14 protein-coding genes are annotated in these 19,646 nt (G+C 39.1%); 4 read left to right on the top strand and 10 right to left on the bottom strand.

What is annotated here, in order from left to right; all coding sequences use genetic code 11:
* The first annotated feature begins 313 nt into the window (after nt 1–313).
* Nucleotides 314–2,419: a methyl-accepting chemotaxis protein gene (locus NST02_RS07875; RefSeq protein WP_340948632.1), complete on the top strand. Its 2,106-nt coding sequence runs from the start codon at nt 314–316 to the stop codon at nt 2,417–2,419.
* 121 nt (nt 2,420–2,540) lie between these two features.
* On the opposite strand, the gene NST02_RS07870 is transcribed toward NST02_RS07875, so the two are convergent.
* From NST02_RS07870 to NST02_RS07860, 3 genes are read right to left on the bottom strand one after another with little or no spacing between them, the layout of a single operon-like run.
* On the bottom strand, nt 2,541–3,713 hold the full coding sequence (locus tag NST02_RS07870; RefSeq protein WP_137744298.1) for an acetoin utilization protein AcuC: 1,173 nt from the start codon (nt 3,711–3,713) through the stop codon (nt 2,541–2,543).
* Nucleotides 3,710–4,357: an acetoin utilization AcuB family protein gene (locus tag NST02_RS07865; protein ID WP_137744297.1), complete on the bottom strand. Its 648-nt coding sequence runs from the start codon at nt 4,355–4,357 to the stop codon at nt 3,710–3,712. Before NST02_RS07865 ends, NST02_RS07870 begins: the two co-directional genes overlap by 4 nt.
* Nucleotides 4,358–4,406: 49 nt before the next feature.
* Nucleotides 4,407–5,039 carry a GNAT family N-acetyltransferase gene (locus tag NST02_RS07860; RefSeq protein WP_095312763.1) on the bottom strand — a complete coding sequence of 211 codons (633 nt, stop codon included), beginning with the start codon at nt 5,037–5,039 and terminating at the stop codon, nt 4,407–4,409.
* A 287-nt stretch (nt 5,040–5,326) separates the two neighbouring features.
* On the opposite strand from NST02_RS07860, the gene acsA reads away from it, so the two are divergent.
* On the top strand, nt 5,327–7,045 hold the full coding sequence (gene acsA, locus NST02_RS07855) for an acetate--CoA ligase (RefSeq protein ID WP_095312761.1): 1,719 nt from the start codon (nt 5,327–5,329) through the stop codon (nt 7,043–7,045).
* Nucleotides 7,046–7,149: 104 nt separating this feature from the next.
* On the opposite strand, the gene ccpA is transcribed toward acsA, so the two are convergent.
* Together ccpA and NST02_RS07845 are read right to left on the bottom strand one after the other, a co-directional pair.
* Nucleotides 7,150–8,148 carry a catabolite control protein A gene (gene ccpA / locus NST02_RS07850; protein WP_095312759.1) on the bottom strand — a complete coding sequence of 333 codons (999 nt, stop codon included), beginning with the start codon at nt 8,146–8,148 and terminating at the stop codon, nt 7,150–7,152.
* Between the two features lie 506 nt (nt 8,149–8,654).
* Nucleotides 8,655–9,731 (bottom strand): bifunctional 3-deoxy-7-phosphoheptulonate synthase/chorismate mutase, encoded by a 1,077-nt coding sequence (locus NST02_RS07845; RefSeq protein WP_095312757.1) that lies wholly within the window; start codon nt 9,729–9,731, stop codon nt 8,655–8,657.
* 228 nt (nt 9,732–9,959) lie between these two features.
* On the opposite strand from NST02_RS07845, the gene NST02_RS07840 reads away from it, so the two are divergent.
* Entirely contained in the window at nt 9,960–12,122 is a 2,163-nt protein-coding gene (locus tag NST02_RS07840) for a cell division protein FtsA (RefSeq protein ID WP_340948628.1), read from the top strand.
* Between the two features lie 273 nt (nt 12,123–12,395).
* Here the strand turns inward: NST02_RS07840 and ytxJ are convergent, their stop codons facing one another.
* The 3 genes from ytxJ to NST02_RS07825 are packed head-to-tail and all read right to left on the bottom strand — an operon-like array spanning nt 12,396 to nt 13,685.
* Nucleotides 12,396–12,725, bottom strand: a complete 330-nt coding sequence (gene ytxJ / locus NST02_RS07835) for a bacillithiol system redox-active protein YtxJ (RefSeq protein ID WP_095312755.1) — start codon at nt 12,723–12,725, stop codon at nt 12,396–12,398.
* 28 nt (nt 12,726–12,753) lie between these two features.
* Entirely contained in the window at nt 12,754–13,200 is a 447-nt protein-coding gene (locus tag NST02_RS07830; RefSeq protein WP_328592010.1) for a YtxH domain-containing protein, read from the bottom strand.
* Between the two features lie 17 nt (nt 13,201–13,217).
* Entirely contained in the window at nt 13,218–13,685 is a 468-nt protein-coding gene (locus tag NST02_RS07825; protein WP_095312753.1) for a DUF948 domain-containing protein, read from the bottom strand.
* A gap of 225 nt (nt 13,686–13,910) precedes the next feature.
* On the opposite strand from NST02_RS07825, the gene NST02_RS07820 reads away from it, so the two are divergent.
* Complete coding sequence (locus tag NST02_RS07820; protein ID WP_095312751.1) at nt 13,911–15,026, top strand: aminopeptidase; 1,116 nt, start codon at nt 13,911–13,913, stop codon at nt 15,024–15,026.
* A gap of 240 nt (nt 15,027–15,266) precedes the next feature.
* On the opposite strand, the gene murC is transcribed toward NST02_RS07820, so the two are convergent.
* Both murC and NST02_RS07810 read right to left on the bottom strand, forming a co-directional pair.
* Nucleotides 15,267–16,565: a UDP-N-acetylmuramate--L-alanine ligase gene (gene murC / locus NST02_RS07815; protein ID WP_137744295.1), complete on the bottom strand. Its 1,299-nt coding sequence runs from the start codon at nt 16,563–16,565 to the stop codon at nt 15,267–15,269.
* Nucleotides 16,566–17,156: 591 nt separating this feature from the next.
* On the bottom strand, nt 17,157–19,571 hold the full coding sequence (locus NST02_RS07810) for a DNA translocase FtsK (protein WP_137744294.1): 2,415 nt from the start codon (nt 19,569–19,571) through the stop codon (nt 17,157–17,159).
* Between the last annotated feature and the right edge of the window lie 75 nt (nt 19,572–19,646).

Raw genomic sequence — 19,646 nt, 5'->3', positions numbered from 1 at the left:
CTGTTTACAAAAAATCATAGCGTTTTTTAGGTTTTGTAAAAAGCTTGGCTCATTTCGCTGCCTTGCTTTAATCCCTATTTCCCCGTTAAAGCCAAACCGCAATCATACTTCTCATCAAATGAACTCCTATCAGTCTCGATCAAGAGAAATGTCACGCAAACCGATGTATATTTCCCCTATTTTTTTGAATCCTCCTAAAAAAACATGACTATTTTCCTATATACTCACATTGAATAAGTGATAAAAGTCACGGAAATATATCTCTCATTTGGTTATATTTAGTAAAAACATTGGATAATAAGGAGAAAATAATATGCAACTACTGTTTAAACCAGCAAAAGTTTTATTAAACAAGTTTTCATTTTTTAAAAAGTTCCTTGTACTGTTTGTCGTAGTATTCTTTACGCTCAGCTTCTTAATCTCGACGATCGTCTCCAACATTTACAGCGAAATCGCATTTACAAAAGAAGAACGAACTGGAGTCGAACTATTCCAAAAAATTTATCCGCTTATTCAATCTGCTCAACAGCATCGAGGATTGTCAGTAAACGTATTAAGTGGTGAGCGATCAGCAAATAGTTCTCTTGAGGAAGTAGAAGAAAAGCTCAATAATGATTTACATTCACTATCAGAAACCTTGAAAGAATTGGGGCATCTTTCAACAGTGCAAGAGGATGTTACAGCACTGCTATCAGATTGGGAAACGGTGAAACGAGATGCCCTTTCGCTAACTATCCCTGAATCAATTGAATTACATAATCAGTTCATTGACGCCATGTTTAGAACTCTATTAAATATTTCTGATGAAACAAATCTGTCATTAGATTCTACCCTAATAAATAATCATTTAATCAATTTATTAAAACAGACTCTTCCACATATCACAGAGTTCATGGGTAAATCACGAGCTATCGGCGTTGGCGTTGCTACTAAGAGGGAGGTAACTGATGGGGAACACAACGATTTAACCTACTTGTTAAAAATGATGGAAGAATATATCACCCAAGGAGAGCGCACATATGAAATTGTCTTTAATCTTGAGCCATCCTTGGAAAACACCATCGGTACTTTTGCGACGAACTCTATTGCTGAAGCAAAACAAATTACCCAAATAATTGAGAATGACTTATTAGCGGCAACCATCTCCATTGAGCCCGAGTTATATTTTGACAAAACAACTGACACCATTAATAGTATATTCGAGTTATTGACCTACCAAACAGACGAATTGGATAAATTACTAACGGCGCAAATCAAGCAATTAACAAACCAATTATATTTAACTGTTACACTCGTCTTCGCTATTATTATCGCATTAGGATACTTACTTATCAGCTTCTATCTTGCCATTAAAGAACAAGTAGCAAGTATCCAAAGCATCACTGCCAAAATATCGGAAGGTGATCTGCTCAAGACCGTGCCAATCACATCAAAGGATGAATTCGGTATTATTGGAGAGGCAATCAACAAAATGCTCGCTTCCTTTAAAAAAGTCCTTCATAACAGCCAAGAGGTCTCTCAGGAGGTTGCAGCTGCAAGTGAACAATTACTCGCCATCACTGAAGAAACAACAAAAGCAACTTTCCAGATAACCAATTCCGTTGAAACCGTAACCTCCATTGTAGGTACACAAGCCGATGAGGCAAAAGCAAACATGGTGTTAATGGAAGACTTTACCCAAAAGCTTTCTCATATTTCAAGCATTAGTCACGAGGTTGGGACAACCACTTCATTGTCAAGTGAAGAAGCTGAAAACGGAAACGGTATCGTAGAAGATACCATTAAACAAATGGAAGTCATTCATCAATCTGTTCGGTTAACTGCAAATGTTATTGAACAGCTTGGAACACGTTCAAAGCAAATTGAAGGAATTTTAAACGCGATAACAGCAATAGCTGAGCAAACGAATCTCTTAAGCTTGAACGCCGCTATTGAAGCGGCAAGAGCTGGTGAACATGGAAAGGGATTTGCGGTAGTGGCCAATGAAGTGAGGCAGCTGGCGGATGATTCTTCAAAATCTGTTGAACAAATTCGCACATTGGTTAGAGCGATTCAAACAGACACTCTTAACTCAATTGAATCTATGGAAAAAGTAACAACAGAGACAGCAGCAGGGATGAACCTCATAAGCAAAACAGGTGAAACTTTTTCCACTATTGCAGATAGCACAAAAAATGTTGCTCATGAGGTTCAAAAGATCGTCAGTTCAATCAACAGCATGCTGACACAAGCAAACCAATTAAGAAATTCGATTGAAAATGTAGCCAAGCAAACAGAAATGACAGAAGATACTATCCAATCTGTAGCTGCTGCTACTGAAGAACAGCTTGCCTCTATGGAAGAGGTCACTTCCTCAGTCGATTCATTAAGTATGAGAGCGCAACAATTGCAGGAAATGATTGAAGATTTTAAACTATAGATGCTCATCACCGCCACTTTACTAAACTTTAACAGCTAAAAAGAAAAAAGCGGTTGTAGAATGAATTCTTAACTCCTACAACTGCTTTATTTTAAACGAAAACTGAACATTTGTTTTTTCCTTAAGTCGATTCGCTTTTTTTCCGGCTCCGTATTGAATAGAGTGCATTCGTTACTGTTTGGGCATTTTTTTCAGTAATTTCATTTTTTCTCGGAATCGGTCGATACATCCCTTGCGGATCGTCCCATTCAGATGGAAGAGTGACGGGAGCTTTTGCCTGCCAACGCTCAATCCACTCCTTCGGGATCTCGCCGTAGCAATTCTGATTTCCTGTCATCTCCATCCAAATCAAGCTCCATGCCCTCGGTACAACGCGCCAAATATCGTAGCCACCCCCGCCTACAGCGATCCATTTACCATCACAATATTGATGGGCAATTTCATGAGCAAGCTTCGGAATTTCTCGGTAAATTCGCATTGTAGCCGATAAATGTGTCAGCGGATCTAAATAATGGGCATCTGCCCCATTTTGCGTCACAATAACGTCCGGTTTAAAAAATTCAGCTACCTCCCGAACAGAGTTTGTATAAGCATGCAGCCAAGAATCATCCTCAGTAAAGGCATCGAGTGGTACATTAAAGGAATAACCATATCCTTTTCCTTGCCCCCGTTCATTGACATTTCCTGTCCCCGGAAAAAGATATCTTCCTGTCTCATGAATTGATAAGGTGCAAACGTTCGGATCTTCATAAAAAGCCCATTGAACACCATCTCCATGATGAGCATCTGTATCGATATATAGAACTCGGGCACCATATTTTTCCTGAATATACTTGATTGCTACAGAGCTGTCATTATAGATACAAAATCCTGAAGCCTTTCCCCGAAAACCGTGATGAAGGCCTCCTCCTAGATTCACTGCATGCTTGCTCTTACCTTCCATAACATAGTCAACCGCCGTCAAGGTCCCGCCAACGAGCAATGCACTTGCCTCATGCATACCTGGAAAGATAGGTGTGTCCTCTGTTCCCAATCCATAACTTTCTGCTGCCTCCTCCGACAGCTCCCCATTTCCCGCTTTCTTGACAGCGATTACATAATTGGGATCATGAATAAGCTGCAGTTCCTCGTCAGTAGCCCGTCGAGGAGCAACAATATCTTGACTTGAGATCGCCTTCATTTCCTTTAATAAATCTAAAGTGAGCTTTAATCTTAGTTGATTAAAGGGGTGTTCCTTATTAAATTTATAGTTCAATTGTTCTTCAGAAAAAATAAAAATAGAGTCCCCCATCATACTTCCATCCCCGGAAGATTCGGCCAAAGTACCTCATGCCCAGATTTCTCAAGCTCTTCAATTAAGCGGAGCGGATTCATCGTTTGGATCCTTAATACAATAATTTTAAAATCCTCATCTCTTTTATCAGGGTATACGAGCACACTTAATATGTTCACCTTGCAGTCTTGAATATCTGAAAAAAGGCGGAAGAGCATCCCCATTTTATTACGCACGCGAATTTCTATTTGTGAGCCAGGCTGATGAGCTCCGGTCAATTCTACTAAAGTATGAAGTAAATCGGTTTGTGTTATAATTCCTACTAATCTTTTATCTTTCAAAATTGGAAGGCATCCAATTTTACTTTCATAAAAAATGGCAGCGACCTCTTCGACGAAATCCAATGGATGACCTGTAATCACTTCCGTAGTCATAATCGATTCCAAAGGTTTTTGTAAAATTTCTCGATTATCATCAAAGAAAAAAATCGAGGGGATTGCCTCCTTTATATCTCGATCCGTCACGATTCCGATTAAATGCATGTCACGATCGACGATGGGGATATGCTTTATTCGATTTTCTTTCATTACATGAATCGCTTCTTCAATCGTATTTTCTTTTTCTAATGTATACAGCTTCGAAATCATAATTTCTTCGACAATCATCATGAAACCTCCTAAACACTCTTTACTTCCTTAGGCAAAGACAACGATTTTAGTACATAAACCGATTCATAAAACGAAGCTGATCAAATCTTTGGATTGATTCGTTATCGACTCGTTTTCCAATTTTCACCATTAAGCAATTCGCTGGATGGGAGCTGATTTCCGGATCATCTGTTGCAAACCATTCAAGTCCGCCTGCATTCATCATCTTTTCCATTACTTTACGATATTCCCATACATTTAATCCTGTCCCTTTTAAATCCCAATGCCAGTAATATTCCGTTGTGATCGTTATATAGTCTTCCATCGCATCATCCATCATTGAAACGATGAGAAGATTTTTTCCCACCTGACAGCCTCGAAATTTCGGAATGACCTCAATAGCTCCTAATTCGATCAAATTATCCATTTTTCCTTCTGACCATCTTTCCAATGGATCAGGGTATAAATACGTGACATAGCCAACAATCAGTTGCTTATGCCTAGCGATAATAATTCTCCCTTCAGGCAAATCCGCAATTCCAATCAATGCTTTATGCTGCTGAACGGCAGGGCGAAAGGCCACCAAATCCTCATGAAACTCCAATTGTGATAGCGTCTCTGAGGAAATCGGACCTTCGATAATCAAATCTCCATGAGGAGTCTTTAGTTCTTTCGCATTATATGTTTTCTTATGTTCCACGGCTCCACCACCTAATATTTTAATTGGTTTATAAAAGACTTTTTTAAACGTGATCCAGTCAAAGTCTAACTACCTAAACCGATAATGGGATTCCCTCAATATGAATAATTACTATTATTATACATGAATTCATTTGCAATAAAGCGCTTTCACAAAATTTTCAGTATTTTTATTATTTTAGTGACTTTTATCATTATTTTATAAATGAATATTTTTAAAATTGTGAAAAGTAATTATTTGTAATATAATAATTACAACGATATCAAAAAAGGGGGATACTTTTTACAATGAAATTGGAAACGCTACCAGTTATACAAGGGGAATATAACTTACAAAACTATCGCGAAACATATGAAAACTTCGATTGGAAGGAAGTCGAAAAGCAATTTTCTTGGGCCGAGACTGGGCTGGTTAACATGGCTCATGAGGCGATCGATAAACATGCAAACTCCTATCGAAAAAATAAAGTCGCCCTATATTACCGTGATGCTAATCGAAATGAAAAGTATACCTTTCAAGAAATGAAAGATCTTACTAATAAAGCTGGAAATGTACTGAAAACTTATGGAGATGTTGAAAAAGGGGATCGAGTATTTATTTTTATGCCCCGCTCACCTGAACTATATTTCACTGTACTAGGCGCCATTAAGCTGGGAGCGATCGTTGGTCCTTTATTTGAAGCATTTATGGAAGGAGCGGTTCGTGACCGACTCGAAGATAGTGAAGCAAAGGTGCTGGTAACAACACCTGAATTGCTTGAACGCGTTCCAGTGGATGAATTACCCGCTTTAAAGCATATTTTTCTCGTTGGTCATGAAATTGAAGAGAGCGAACAATATATTGATTTTAATAAGCATCTTCAAGAGGCAAGCAATAAGCTGGAAATCGAATGGGTGGAAAAAACGGACGGATTAATTCTTCACTACACTTCAGGCTCAACTGGCAAACCAAAGGGTGTTTTACATGTTCATAACGCGATGCTCCAGCATTATCAAACAGCTAAATGGGTGCTTGATCTGCGGGATGATGATGTTTATTGGTGTACGGCTGATCCAGGCTGGGTAACTGGCACATCATATGGGATATTCGGCCCTTGGTTAACAGGAACGTCCAATCTCATCGTTGGAGGAAGATTTGATCCAAATACATGGTACAAAATGCTTGAAGAGTATGGCGTAACCGTATGGTACAGCGCTCCTACTGCTTTTCGCATGCTGATGGGGGCTGGAGATGAGATTATTAAAAATTATGATTTGAGCCAGCTTCGCCATATACTTAGTGTGGGAGAACCACTTAATCCTGAAGTTGTTAGATGGGGAATGAAAGTATTTAATCGTCGCATCCATGACAACTGGTGGATGACGGAAACAGGCGCACAGTTAATTTCCAACTACCCTTGTATGGAAATACGCCCAGGTTCTATGGGAAAACCAATTCCAGGTGTGAAAGCTGCTATCGTAGATAACCAAGGAAATGAACTGCCACCAAATCGTATGGGAAATTTAGCGATCAAAAAAGGTTGGCCATCGATGATGAAAACCATTTGGAACAATGAGGAAAAATATCAATCCTACTTTATGCCAGGTGATTGGTATGTATCTGGAGATTCAGCCTATATGGATGAGGACGGATATTTTTGGTTCCAAGGTCGTGTTGATGATGTCATTATGACTTCAGGAGAACGAGTCGGTCCATTTGAGGTGGAAAGCAAACTGGTTGAACACCCTGCAGTAGCTGAGGCAGGCGTGATCGGTAAGCCTGATCCAGTTCGCGGTGAAATTATCAAAGCCTTTATTGCCCTCCGTGATGGTTACGAAGTAAACGATGATTTAAAGGAAGATATTCGTCAATTTGTGAAGAAAGGACTTGCAGCACATGCAGCGCCACGTGAAATTGAATTCCGTGATAAACTTCCAAAAACTCGAAGCGGAAAAATTATGCGCCGTGTCCTTAAAGCATGGGAGCTCGACTTACCAACCGGTGATTTATCAACAATGGAAGATTAAAGCATGAAAGACTATTTCTCCTAAATTCCATCAATTCCGTAGACTTTACCATAAAAAAACGAGGACGTCCATTGTCAGGACGTCCTCATTTTTATTATCGCTCCTTACTTTGTAGAGCTACGCAGTTCAATGCGGTGTGGCAGAATTACCGTTTGCTCTGACACTTTCTCTTTATTCATTAATTTTGTCAATAAGCGCATGGCTACCGCTCCGATATCATACAACGGCTGAACAACGGTTGTAAGCTGTGGACGCACCATTAACGCTAGTCTGGTATTATCTGATGAAATCACTTCAAAATCAGCCGGAACACTATAGCCTTGATCTTCTGCTCCATGAACAACTCCTAACGCCATTTCATCTGAGCCAACAAATATGGCAGTAGGCTTGTCCTCAAGCTCCATTAGTTTTTCAAAGGCTTCAATTCCAGAATCGTACGTATAGTCTCCCTCAACGACCAATTCTTCCTTGTAATCAATACCGGCTTCATGAAGAGCACGCTTGTACCCGGTTAATTTTTTCTTTTCATTAATAGGCTCATGAAATGGTCCAATCACGAAAGCAATCTTCTTATGACCTTTTTCTACAAAAGAGGAAACTGCATCATATGTCGCTTGCTCATGATCAATGTTAACAGATGGAACCTGTTCTGTTTCTTCAATAGAACCAGCCAATACAATTGGTACAGGAGATTTTTCAAATTCCTCCACATGCTCCTGAGTGATATTTCCGCCCATAAACACGATTCCATCTACCTGTTTTCCAAGCATGGTATTTAATAAGTGAAGTTCCTTTTCTTTGTTTTGATCCGAGTTACTCAAAATAATATTGTACTTGTACATGGTCGCGATATCCTCAATCCCTCGGGCTAGCTCTGCGAAAAAAGTACTTGAGATATCCGGAATAACCACTCCGACAGTAGTTGTTTTCTTACTTGCCAGTCCTCTCGCCACTGCATTGGGTCTGTAGCCTAATCGGCTTATGACTTCTAATACCTTTTTTCTTGTAGCAGGCTTTACATTAGGATTCCCGTTTACAACACGCGAAACTGTAGCCATCGATACGTTAGCTTCTCTTGCCACATCGTATATCGTTATATTCATCACAATCGACTCCTTATTCAAAACAATGATTTATTTTTATTTTAACCTATATTAACACGCTTTAGTGCGTAATTATGTACTTAATAATACTTCACTCCGCTATCTCTCGCAATGTCAAGACTAATTTTTTTACAAAAAAGTCGAAAATCGATAACAAAATCCCTTATTTTTCATAGAATTGCTCTGAATAAGCATTGCAGGTTGTCGACAATCCTTTAGCTAATAAAAATTAGACGAAGCTTGCGATCAGGATCGGATTTTATAAAAGTATTTTCTCCTTGATGTTCATAAAATCGAGATCATGCTGAAATTATTTTTGAGAGCATCTATTTCTTCCATTGTTTTTTTCCATCCCCTACCTTAAAAATTTTGCTTCTATTTAGTGCTTCAAAAAACACCCGTAAAGATGTGGAGTGGTGTGTCTAACACTCAAGGAGCCATTTAAGCCAAAATGAAACAGCCTTCTGCCAAAAGCAGAAGACTGTTTCTTGTGTATGAAGAAGAGATTATACTCGTACTAACGAAGAAGCGACAAGCTGCTCCATAAATTGATCAAATTGCTTTAGATCCATTTGCTGTGCAGAGTCTGAAAGAGCAACCGCTGGGTCCGGATGTACTTCTGCCATTACACCATCAGCGCCAATCGCTAATGCAGCCTTTGCTGTTGGAAGAAGGAGATCTCTTCTACCAGTTGAATGTGTCACATCTACAAGAACTGGCAGATGCGTTTCCTGCTTCAAAATTGGGACCGCAGAAATATCTAACGTATTTCTTGTTGCCTTTTCATATGTGCGAATGCCGCGCTCACAAAGAATGATCTGTCCGTTTCCTTGCGCCATAATATATTCTGCAGCATTGATGAATTCTTCAATAGTTGCCGCTAAGCCTCTTTTTAACAGGACTGGCTTATTGACAGCCCCGGCTGCTTTCAATAGCTCAAAGTTTTGCATATTGCGGGCACCAATTTGAATAACATCTATATATTGAGCTGCCATTTCAATATCAGCCGGGTTCACAATTTCGCTTATAACAGCCAAGTCATACTCATCGGCTACTCTTTTTAATATTTTCAGCCCTTCAACACCTAAACCTTGGAAGTCGTATGGAGATGTCCTTGGCTTATAGGCACCTCCGCGCAATAGCTTCAACCCTTTTGCTTTCACCGCTTCAGCAACAGTTGCCACTTGCTCATAAGATTCCACTGCGCACGGTCCGAAAATCAATTGCTGTGCACCAGCACCAATCTGTGCTCCCTTTACCTCAACAATTGTGTTTTCTGGCTGCTTCTTACGCGAAACAAGCAAAGCTTTACGATGATCATCCTCCTGCAATTCTAAGCCTGCTTTAAAAATCTCTTTAAACAGATGCTGTAATGTCGATTTTTCAAAAGGACCGTCGTTCTTCTCAAGTATGGAGTCTAGCATTTTGCGTTCACGAACCGGATCGTAGCGATTAACACCTTGAGTCTCTTTAACACGTCCGATTTCTTGCACAAGTCGTGCTCTTTCATTAATTAGATTAAGTAGTTGAACGTTCAGTTCGTCAACACGATCTCGCAATTCTTCAAGTTTCATATTGCTCATTATTTCCCGTCCTTTCGAATCTTTTTTGCCTTTACTTTTACACATTCAGAAATATTGTTGCATGCCCTGTTTAAATGAGAGACATTTCTGTATAATTAGAGTTATTATATATGAATTTATTATCAATGTCACGTACTTTTCTTTAATAATTAAACGCTTTTAAGCATTAAAGTATTTATGGAGTATATGATTAATCGTATGATTAATAGTTAAAGAAGGTGTATCGTTTTGCTAGAAAAGAAAAAATTGTTTGCCTTAGATATTGGTACTCGTTCCGTTGTCGGAATCATTTTGGAAGAGAATGAGCAAAATTATCATGTTGTCGATATGCTCGCGATCGAACATTCAGAACGTGCCATGCTGGACGGCCAAATTCATGATGTACTATCCGTATCCAAAATTATAACTGAAATCAAGGTACAGCTAGAAGAAAAACATGGGTCGCTAAAAAAAGTCAGTGTCGCCGCAGCGGGAAGAGCTCTAAAAACCGAGAGAGCAATGGTATCTATTGATATTAAAGGGAAGCCCATGATTCAGAAAGAAGACATTCTTCACCTTGAATTAAGCACGGTTCAAAAGGCACAAAGCCTTGTAGCTGAAAAACACGAAGAAGATTCAAGCCATTATTATTATTGTGTCGGCTACTCCGTTCTCTATTATCGCTTAGATGGAGAAGAAATTGGAAGCTTGATTGATCAGCAGGGAAACGAGGCATCCGTAGAGATTATTGCCACTTTTTTGCCAAAAGTTGTGGTCGAATCTTTAATCTCAGCCCTTCATCGAGCGGGTTTAGAAATGGAAGCTTTGACGCTTGAGCCAATCGCTGCTATTAACGTCTTGATTCCTCCGAGCATGAGAAGATTAAACGTTGCTCTTGTCGATATTGGAGCCGGCACCTCAGATATTGCCTTAACTGATTCCGGTACGGTTATTGCATATGGAATGGTGCCAATTGCTGGCGACGAAATTACGGAGGCCATCAGCGATCAATTTTTATTAGATTTTCCTTTAGCAGAAAGAGCGAAACGGGAAATTAATACAAAGGACAGCGTGACGATCACGGATATATTGGGATTTGAATCGGAAGTTCCAAAACAAGAAATGATTGCACAAATTGGCCCTGCCATCGATCGACTAGCTACAGCCATTTGTGATGAAATTTACCGATTAAACGGGCAAAAGTCACCGAAGGCGGTAATGCTCGTAGGTGGAGGTAGCCAGACCCCTGATTTATCGCAGCGAATTGCTGAAAGACTAAATTTACCTGTTAATCGCGTTGCCATTCGCGGTATTGATGCCATTACATCGTTAACGCTTGATGAAAGCATTACAAAAGGTCCAGAGCTTGTAACCCCTATTGGGATCGCCATTGCCGCACAAAAAACACCTGTACATTATGTAACGGTATATGTGAATGAACAGCCTGTCCGCCTGTTCGAAGTAAAGAAATTAACGGTTGGAGATTGTCTCCTTGCAGCGGGGATCAAGATGAATAAACTTTATGGTAAACCTGGATTAGCCATGATCGTCTCATTAAATGGACAGCAAATCACAATCCCGGGACAACACGGGAGCCCTCCAAAATTATTCATTAATGGCGAGGCTTGCTCTTTTGATGATGTTGTAAAAAATGGAGATATCTTAACTCTTGAAAGAGGAAGAGATGGGGAAAAAACAAGCTTAAAAATTCACGAATTGCTTGATGAAATCCCTACTAAAAAGATAACAATCAATGGCAAAAACTATGAGCTTGAACCCATTATTACACGCAATGGTATAGAGGTATCTCCTGAAGTAATTATTGAGGATCGTGACAAGATCGAATATAAAATACCAGAAACAATTGAGGAGGCATTCAACGCCCTTGATCTAGAACATTTTTTCCTGCAGCTAAAGCCTTTCCGGGTCACTTTGAATCAAAAGGATACCATTATTCCTTCCTTTTCCGGGAAGCTTTACAAAAATGGCTTAGAAACAAAATTAAATCATACCATCGAACATCAAGATCAGATTATGGTTGAAGCAAAAAAAACCGTTACCATTCAAGAGCTTGCTGATAAAAAACAGTTCATGCTCTCACACTCAATTCCGGTCTACTTTAACGGAAAAGAAATTCAGCTAACGAAAACAGTCACTGAAATTCAAAGAAATGGGCAAGCTCTCCATGCTGAGGATTTAATCAAAGATGGCGATCATCTTATAGCGCATCAAAAACAGCTAAAGCCCTTTATTTTCCAAGATTTATTTAATTTTGTAGAAATCGAAATGCCTTCCCAAGCAAATGGAAGCTTTCAATTACTTAAAAACGGCGTCGAAACTACTTTCTTTGAAAATATTGAGCCTGGTGACAAACTAGAAATTGTCTGGCCAAAAATGTTGAAGCAAAATTAGGATCCGGCGTCCTTTAAAATAGGTTGTGTTAAACATAATTGTTCTTCAAGCCATTTTGCTCGATAAGCCGAAGGGGAAAACAAGCCTTTCTATTTATCAGAACGATCTTTTTGCATAGCTTCAAACACAAAAGTGAAAAAACAAAGGTTTTTCACGAACTGAGCCAAAAATCATCAGAATCATCTAAACATAGCCCAAAAATAAAAGAGGGGAAGAAACATGAGTCATTGTTCTTCCTCTCCTTGTTGTTAGTGAAACTTAGTTTGTTAATGACTAAATTTCGCTTTCTACTGCTTTCGCTAAGGTTTCCGCGGTAATTTTCCAATGTGATGCATGCCATGCAACATTCTCTTGATTAAATAAAATCGCTTGCGGAGACTCGTGTTTTACATGAAATGTTTCAGCAATATGATCCGATAATGGACGTGCCTCTTGCACCGCCAAATAATAATAGTCTATCTCTCCATAGTCATTTGCAAAGCTTTCATATTCCTCGAACGCCGCCTGGCTAATTGGGCATGTTAATGAATGCTTTAATAGGAAAAAACGACGGTTTTCTTCCAATAATCGAGCGAATTGTGCAACAGATTCCAATTTTTCCATTTCCTTTCCTCCAACATAAGCAACCATTTTAATGATTTAATTGATGTTCCGTTTCATCAAACGCTTTTTTTGTTTCTTCTAATTTCATTTGAATATCAGTTTGCCCACCTTCAGAAACCATTTCACTTTGATTTGTTTCATTAGTGTTCGCAATTTTTAATCCTTTCACCTTACTGATGAATTGATTTGATTGTTTGGACACCGATTGTCCAATCGCACTCGTCTTTTCTTTTGCAGCCTCAGCTAATTCTGATCCTTTCGTTACCGCTGTTTCTCGAAACTGATCTGTTTTTACTTTAATTGTGTGGGCTTGTTCTGATAAATTACTTCTTATCTCTTTCCCAGACTTTGGAGTGAGGAATAGCGCAGCTGCAGCGCCAACAATTCCTCCGATGAAAGCCCCGATTAGAAAATCTTTTGTATTTATCCCGTTATCCATCTTCTCATTTTGTTGATTTTCGTTGCTTGACATCATTAAAAACCTCCTAGAGTTTAGTTGTCCCTTTCCCTTACCCTCACCAGCTTCTCTTCAGAAATCGGTTCAGACTTTGCTTTCTTTGCCGCCCATTTCTCCCTTAATTCAAGAAGTACTTGTCCCCACTGAATAACTTGTGAAACCTTATCTTTATTTTGCTCAACTTGCCTGTCAAAAGATGAAGTGACATTTTGTAATGATCCACCAAATTTTTTTATCGAGCTCCCCACATCTTTGACCGCATCAACAACCCCATTAAGGCTCTCTGATTTTTTCTGGAGATCCTCGGCCAGCCCATTCGTCTTCGTTAATAATTCCGTTGTTTCCCTTGTTACCCCTTCTAACTGTTGCTCTAAACCTGTCAACGTTTTAGATACACTATCCAACGTTACTTGCAACGATTTCAATGTCCTCCCAATAAAAAGGACTAAAATTAAAAAAGCAATTGCAGCGATTGCTGCACTTAAGTAAAGAATAATTTCCAAAAAGGAGCACCTCCACTAGCATCCATCTGTCTTCTGTTCTATCTATTCCCTCTATAAGAAAATCTTAACATAAAAGTGAGCTTGTTTCAGGTATGATGAATGGAATTTATTTAGGAATTTGCTAATTGTTATAACAAAAGGGATAAAAAAGGGTAAAATAGATATGATTTCCCAGCGTTTAAATTAAACGCCGGCAAATACCAAAACAAAACGGGGGGATTAACTTTGAAAGATCCACGAATTGGAACATTAGCTAAAAATCTGATTAACTACTCTATAAAATTACAAAAAGGCGAAAAGGTACTGATCGAAAATTTTGGATTACAACGCGAGCTCGTTACAGCTCTCGTAGATGAAGCATATAAAGCTGGTGGCTACCCTTTTGTATTATTAAAAGACTATATTGTTGATCGCTCTCTTCTTCTCGGTGCCAGCGAAGATCAATTTAATCTGATCGCAGATTTTGAAGCAAATGTCATGAGCAAAATGGATGCATACATAGGATTACGATCAGGTGACAACATCAATGAATTAGTCGATGTTCCAGATGGCAAAAAGAAAATCTTTGGCTCTACGATTGGAAAAAAGGTTCATAGTGATATTCGTGTTCCTAAAACAAAATGGGTTGTTCTTCGTTATCCAACATCTTCAATGGCTCAGCTTGCCAAAATGAGTACAGAAGGGTTTGAAGATTTCTACTTTAAAGTGTGCAACTTGGATTATGGAAAAATGGATCAAGCGATGGACAATCTTGTGGAACTAATGAATAAAACCGATAAGGTTCGCATTACTGGACCAGGCACAGACCTGACCTTCTCAATTAAGGATATTCCAGCGATTAAATGTTCTGGGCAAATGAATATTCCAGATGGAGAAGTCTATACAGCACCTGTGCGCGACTCTGTTAATGGAGTTATCACGTATAATACTCCTTCCCCTTACCAAGGCTTCACATTTGAAAACGTGAAGCTTACATTTAAAGACGGAAAAATTATTGAGGCTACATCCAATGATACAAATCGAATTAACCAAATTTTTGATACAGATGAAGGAGCCCGATATATTGGGGAATTTGCCATTGGTGTAAATCCGTATATTTTACATCCAATGCAAGATATTTTATTTGATGAAAAAATAGACGGAAGCTTCCATTTTACCCCAGGTCAATGCTATGATGATGCCTTTAATGGCAATCATTCTAATATTCACTGGGATATGGTCAATATCCAAAGACAGGAGTATGGCGGCGGAGAAATATACTTTGACGACGTCTTAGTTCGAAAAGACGGTCGCTTTGTTCTCCCTGAACTTGAATCATTAAATCCAGAAAACTTGAAATAGCTTAACGCCACAGATCGACTAACATTAGGATCAAACCTAAGCGATCAAGAAGCTCAAAGCTTTTCAAGTAAACCATTTCGGAAGTAGAACTTTACCTTCCTCTATAATCGCTTCGTAAAAAAATTGTCGCTCAAACGATTATCCTGTGTGAAACCAGGGTTTACACAAAATAAACCAAAACACCGATATTAACGCAATAAAAAGCTGATTTAGAATTTCTTAAATCAGCTTTCCTTTTTCCTAAACTAAACTTTTTTCATAAGCACTTTGGAATTTTTGAATATCACCAGCACCCATAAAGATAATGACGCTATCGTCATATTCACTCAAAACGGCTGTTTCATCCTCATTAATAATTTCAGCGTCTGGAATAATTCCTCTTAAGTCTTCAATGGATAGCTGACCATGATTTTCCCTCGCCGAACCGAAGATTTCACATAAAAAGGTTTTGTCCGACAAATTTAAGCTTTCCGCAAATTCATTTAAAAACGTTTGTGTTCTTGTAAATGTATGTGGCTGGAAGACAGCTACTATTTTTTTATCTGGATATTTTTTCCTCGCTGAATTAATGGTTGCTCTGATTTCCGTTGGATGATGGGCGTAATCATCAATTAATATTTGCGTACCAATTGTTTTTTCTGTAAAGCGACGCTTCACACCTTTGAATGTAAGCAATTGCTCCTTCACAACATCCGCATCAATTTCTTCATAGTGACATAAGGTAATAACAGCAAGTGCATTCAAAATATTGTGATCACCAAAGGTGGGGATGGAAAAAGTATCATAAAAGGTGTTGCGAATAAAAACATCGAAAGTAGTGCCCTCTTTTGTTGTTTCCACATTTCTAGCTTGAAAATCGTTTTCTTCTCCAAATCCGTAGAAAAGCACTGGTACCTTTGCTTGTATTTTTTGCAACTGTTCATCATCACCGCAAGCAATGATTCCTTTTTTGACTTGAACCGCCATTTCTTGAAACGCAGAAAAAACATCCTCGATATTGGCGAAATAGTCAGGATGATCAAAATCAATATTTGTCATGATGCAGTAGTCAGGAAAATAAGATAAGAAATGGCGGCGATATTCACAAGCCTCAAATACGAAGAATTCAGCTTCTTTATTGCCTTTCCCTGTTCCATCTCCAATCAAAAACGATGTTGGTTTTGCGCCACTCATCACATGGGCAAGTAATCCAGTTGTGGATGTTTTGCCATGGGCGCCTGTAACACCAACGCTCGTAAAGCTTTGCATAAATTGTCCTAAGAAACGGTGATAACGTATCACCGGCAAACCTAATTCCATTGCTCTGACAATTTCCTCATGCGTATCTGGAAAAGCATTTCCGGCAATAATCGTCATACCCGGCTTAATATTATCCTCTTGAAAAGGAAGAATTTTGATCCCGGCATCCTCAAGTGCTTTTTGTGTAAAAAATCGCTTTTCATAATCTGAACCTTGAACTTCTAAATTCATATCATGGAGAATTTGTGCAAGAGCACTCATTCCTGATCCCTTTATCCCTACAAAGTGGTAAATTGTCATATAAGAACCTCCAACCATCTTCTACCTGTAAGGCTGTTCAATTGTTTAAACAGCAGTTACAAAGTTGCCATTAATATATACTCAGGAATTTACTTCAAAATGATAAACGAACCTATCATTTTCTAAACTTGGTTCGCTTTAATCGCTATGAGATTGTTCCTCTTTATTCACCGTCATGCTGTACAATATCGTCCATAAACCAGCGACCTTTCTGCTGGAATGGCATGAACGAAGACGGAAGCACCTACCCTTTTAGTCGGAGTGAACCATCATCATGTAACAACACAATTGTTAAAAAGAACCATTCTGTAAATCAGTATATGAGTATGACTAAATTTTGCTTCATTTATTAGGGTGTACCTGAAAATATCCCAATCTGTCCATATAGAATCATGCTAGTATTTATGTATATTCAACAAACTCATGTTGAATATTATAGCACCAATTGTTCATAAAAACTATGGAACAAAAGGGAATTCTTTTCGTCGTCTATCCGACAGGAGCTTTTTTCTTTATTATAAAACAAAGGCTCTATTCTCAAACATAGACAAAGATAGAAAGTACCTGCAGAAAAGAGCCATTGTTTTTCAACTATTCCTCTTGCAGTAATTCAAGCTCAGATTCGGTAATTAATACATCTCTCGGTTTACTTCCACGTGCTTCTGATATCAATCCCTGTTCCTCCATCATATCAATCAGCCTTGCTGCGCGGTTATAACCGATCTTAAATTTACGCTGGAGGCTTGAAGTCGATGCTCCACCTTGTTCAACAATGAATTCACATGCTTCGTAAAACAGCTCATCCTCTTCCTCGGTGACAACTGCTTTTCGCAATAATTCCTCTTGTTCGAACAAATATTGCGGCTTTTGCTCTCTTCGTACATGGGCAACGATCGAGTCGATTTCTGCGTCGGAAACATAAGTCCCTTGCAGACGGACTGGTTTAGATGAACCATTTTCTAAAAATAGCATATCTCCACGACCAAGCAACCTTTCCGCCCCGCTAATATCAATGATTGTTCTAGAATCAATTTGCGAAGAAACAGAAAAAGCGATTCTTGTTGGAACATTTGCCTTTATTAACCCTGTAATAACATCAACCGATGGTCGCTGTGTCGCAATGATTAAATGGATCCCACACGCCCGGGCCTTTTGTGCAATACGGCAAATCGCTTCCTCAACTTCTGCTGGGGACATCATCATTAAATCTGCTAGTTCATCTATAATAATGACGATATAAGGAAGCTTTACAGCATAATTTTGTTCTTCCTCAGCTATCTCATTAAATCGGGTAATATCACGAACCCCAGCATGAGCGAATAGCTCATAACGTCTCTCCATCTCCTCAACAGCCCATTTAAGCGCGGCTGTAGCTGCCTTCACATCCGTGATAACAGGACTTACAAGATGCGGAATTTGATTATATGGCGCAAGCTCAACCATTTTTGGATCAATTAGCAATAGTTTCACTTCATTAGGATTCGCTTTATATAATAAACTAACGAGAATCGAGTTGATACAAACACTTTTCCCTGAACCCGTTGCCCCAGCAATTAATCCATGAGGCATTTTCCTTAAATCTGTAACAATTGGTTTCCCTGATATATCAAGACCTAACACTGCTGTTAAAGGTGATGTGGAAGCTGCAAATTCATCACTTCCAATAATCTCACTAATGAACACAGGGCGGCTCGTTTCATTTGGCACCTCCACTCCGATCATATGCGTTCCAGGGATCGGCGCTTCCATCCGAATATCTTTCGCTGCCAAACTAAGCTTAATATCATCAGCAAGATTGGTGATTTTATTTACTTTCACCCCCGGCTCGGGGTGAACCTCAAACCTCGTCACTGATGGACCTTGAGTGACGTTGACCACACTTGCTCTTACATTAAAATGAAAAAGCGTTTCATTTAACTGTTGTTCCTGAAGTTCCAGCCATTCCCGATCAATGTTTTTAAAAACAGGAGGCTTTAACAGCTCAAATGAAGGGAAGACATAATACTCTTCATTCATATCCTCTTTCTCATGTATTTCTTGCTCAACGCTTGCGCTAACCTCACGAATTGAGCTTGCTGCTTCCTCTGCTATCGCAGCCCGTTCCGCAAGCTTTCGCTTATCCTCTTTTAACATAATGACATTGAAAGGAAGATGAGATCTTCTCTTGGGTTCAGGTGCTTTTGCTTCCTTGCAAGAATCTTCTTCGGTTTCTTTTTCCGTTTCCTCTTCGATTTCTACTTCGATTGCTTTTTCTATTTCTTCTTCGGCGAACTCGTCGTCCGTTTCAACTTCCTCTGTAAAAGAAAGCTCCTCACTCTCTTCATCAGCGCTGCTTGGAGAAAGCTCCGATTGTTCAGCTAACTCATTGTCCGCAAACTGCTGGACTTTTTCTTGTATGCTTATTTCCTCATCTTTAAATATTTCGGTATTTATGTCGACAGTCTCTTCCCGCTTTAAACTGGCTTCCCGTTTTTGTTGATCATTCACTTCTTCATTATTTTCAATCGGTTTTTCTATTGACTCTCTTGATTCTTTTTTCGCGTCCTCTTGTTTTGCTGCAATCGCTCCCGCTTCTATCCGTTGAGGTGCTGAAAAGCCTTCTAATTCAAATTCAACTGGAGCGGTCCTTTTCGGATGCTTTTCGAAACCATAAATGGGTGAAGGGATTTCGGTTGGACGAAACGGCCGATTTGAAGGTGAGCTTTTCTTTTGCACTCGATCATGGTTCACCCGAGTAGTTTCAACATTTCCAACCGCTGAATTTCGCCGTGTTTCCCTTCGTGTACCCGCTGGTTTGCGGGGAGCATTTCTCTTTCCATCGCTTTTTCTTATTTCTTTCCGTTCCTCATCTGGAATTAAAGGAAAGCGAAATTGGCCCTTAGGATATTGATAAATTACTTTAGCATCCACTTCTCGATTTCCCTCATTTTTAGTGGGGACGTGTTCATCTATGTATTCATCTTCCTCACTTTTAAAAAAATGAAATAGTTTTTTAAACCAACTCAAAATAAATCACTCTTTCTAATCCTAATATCAAAAAAATAGTTTGGAAGATTTGTTGATTTTCTTAAGTATCAGAAT

It is taken from the genome of Robertmurraya sp. FSL W8-0741 (assembly GCF_038004005.1).
GTDB classification, from domain to species: domain Bacteria; phylum Bacillota; class Bacilli; order Bacillales; family Cytobacillaceae; genus Robertmurraya; species Robertmurraya siralis.
Note: the sequence above shows the minus strand (reverse complement) of the source record. Positions and strands in the feature narration are given on the sequence as shown.

Bases quoted from the DNA above. Each gene is read 5' to 3' on its own strand.
- NST02_RS07875 (WP_340948632.1), top strand. From the start codon at position 314: ATGCAACTACTGTTTAAACCAGCAAAAGTTTTATTAAACAAGTTTTCA.
- NST02_RS07870 (WP_137744298.1), bottom strand. From the start codon at position 3,713: ATGATGGGGGACTCTATTTTTATTTTTTCTGAAGAACAATTGAACTAT.
- NST02_RS07865 (WP_137744297.1), bottom strand. From the start codon at position 4,357: ATGATTGTCGAAGAAATTATGATTTCGAAGCTGTATACATTAGAAAAA.
- acsA (WP_095312761.1), top strand. From the start codon at position 5,327: ATGAAATTGGAAACGCTACCAGTTATACAAGGGGAATATAACTTACAA.
- ccpA (WP_095312759.1), bottom strand. From the start codon at position 8,148: ATGAATATAACGATATACGATGTGGCAAGAGAAGCTAACGTATCGATG.
- NST02_RS07845 (WP_095312757.1), bottom strand. From the start codon at position 9,731: ATGAGCAATATGAAACTTGAAGAATTGCGAGATCGTGTTGACGAACTG.
- ytxJ (WP_095312755.1), bottom strand. From the start codon at position 12,725: ATGGAAAAATTGGAATCTGTTGCACAATTCGCTCGATTATTGGAAGAA.
- NST02_RS07830 (WP_328592010.1), bottom strand. From the start codon at position 13,200: ATGATGTCAAGCAACGAAAATCAACAAAATGAGAAGATGGATAACGGG.
- murC (WP_137744295.1), bottom strand. From the start codon at position 16,565: ATGACAATTTACCACTTTGTAGGGATAAAGGGATCAGGAATGAGTGCT.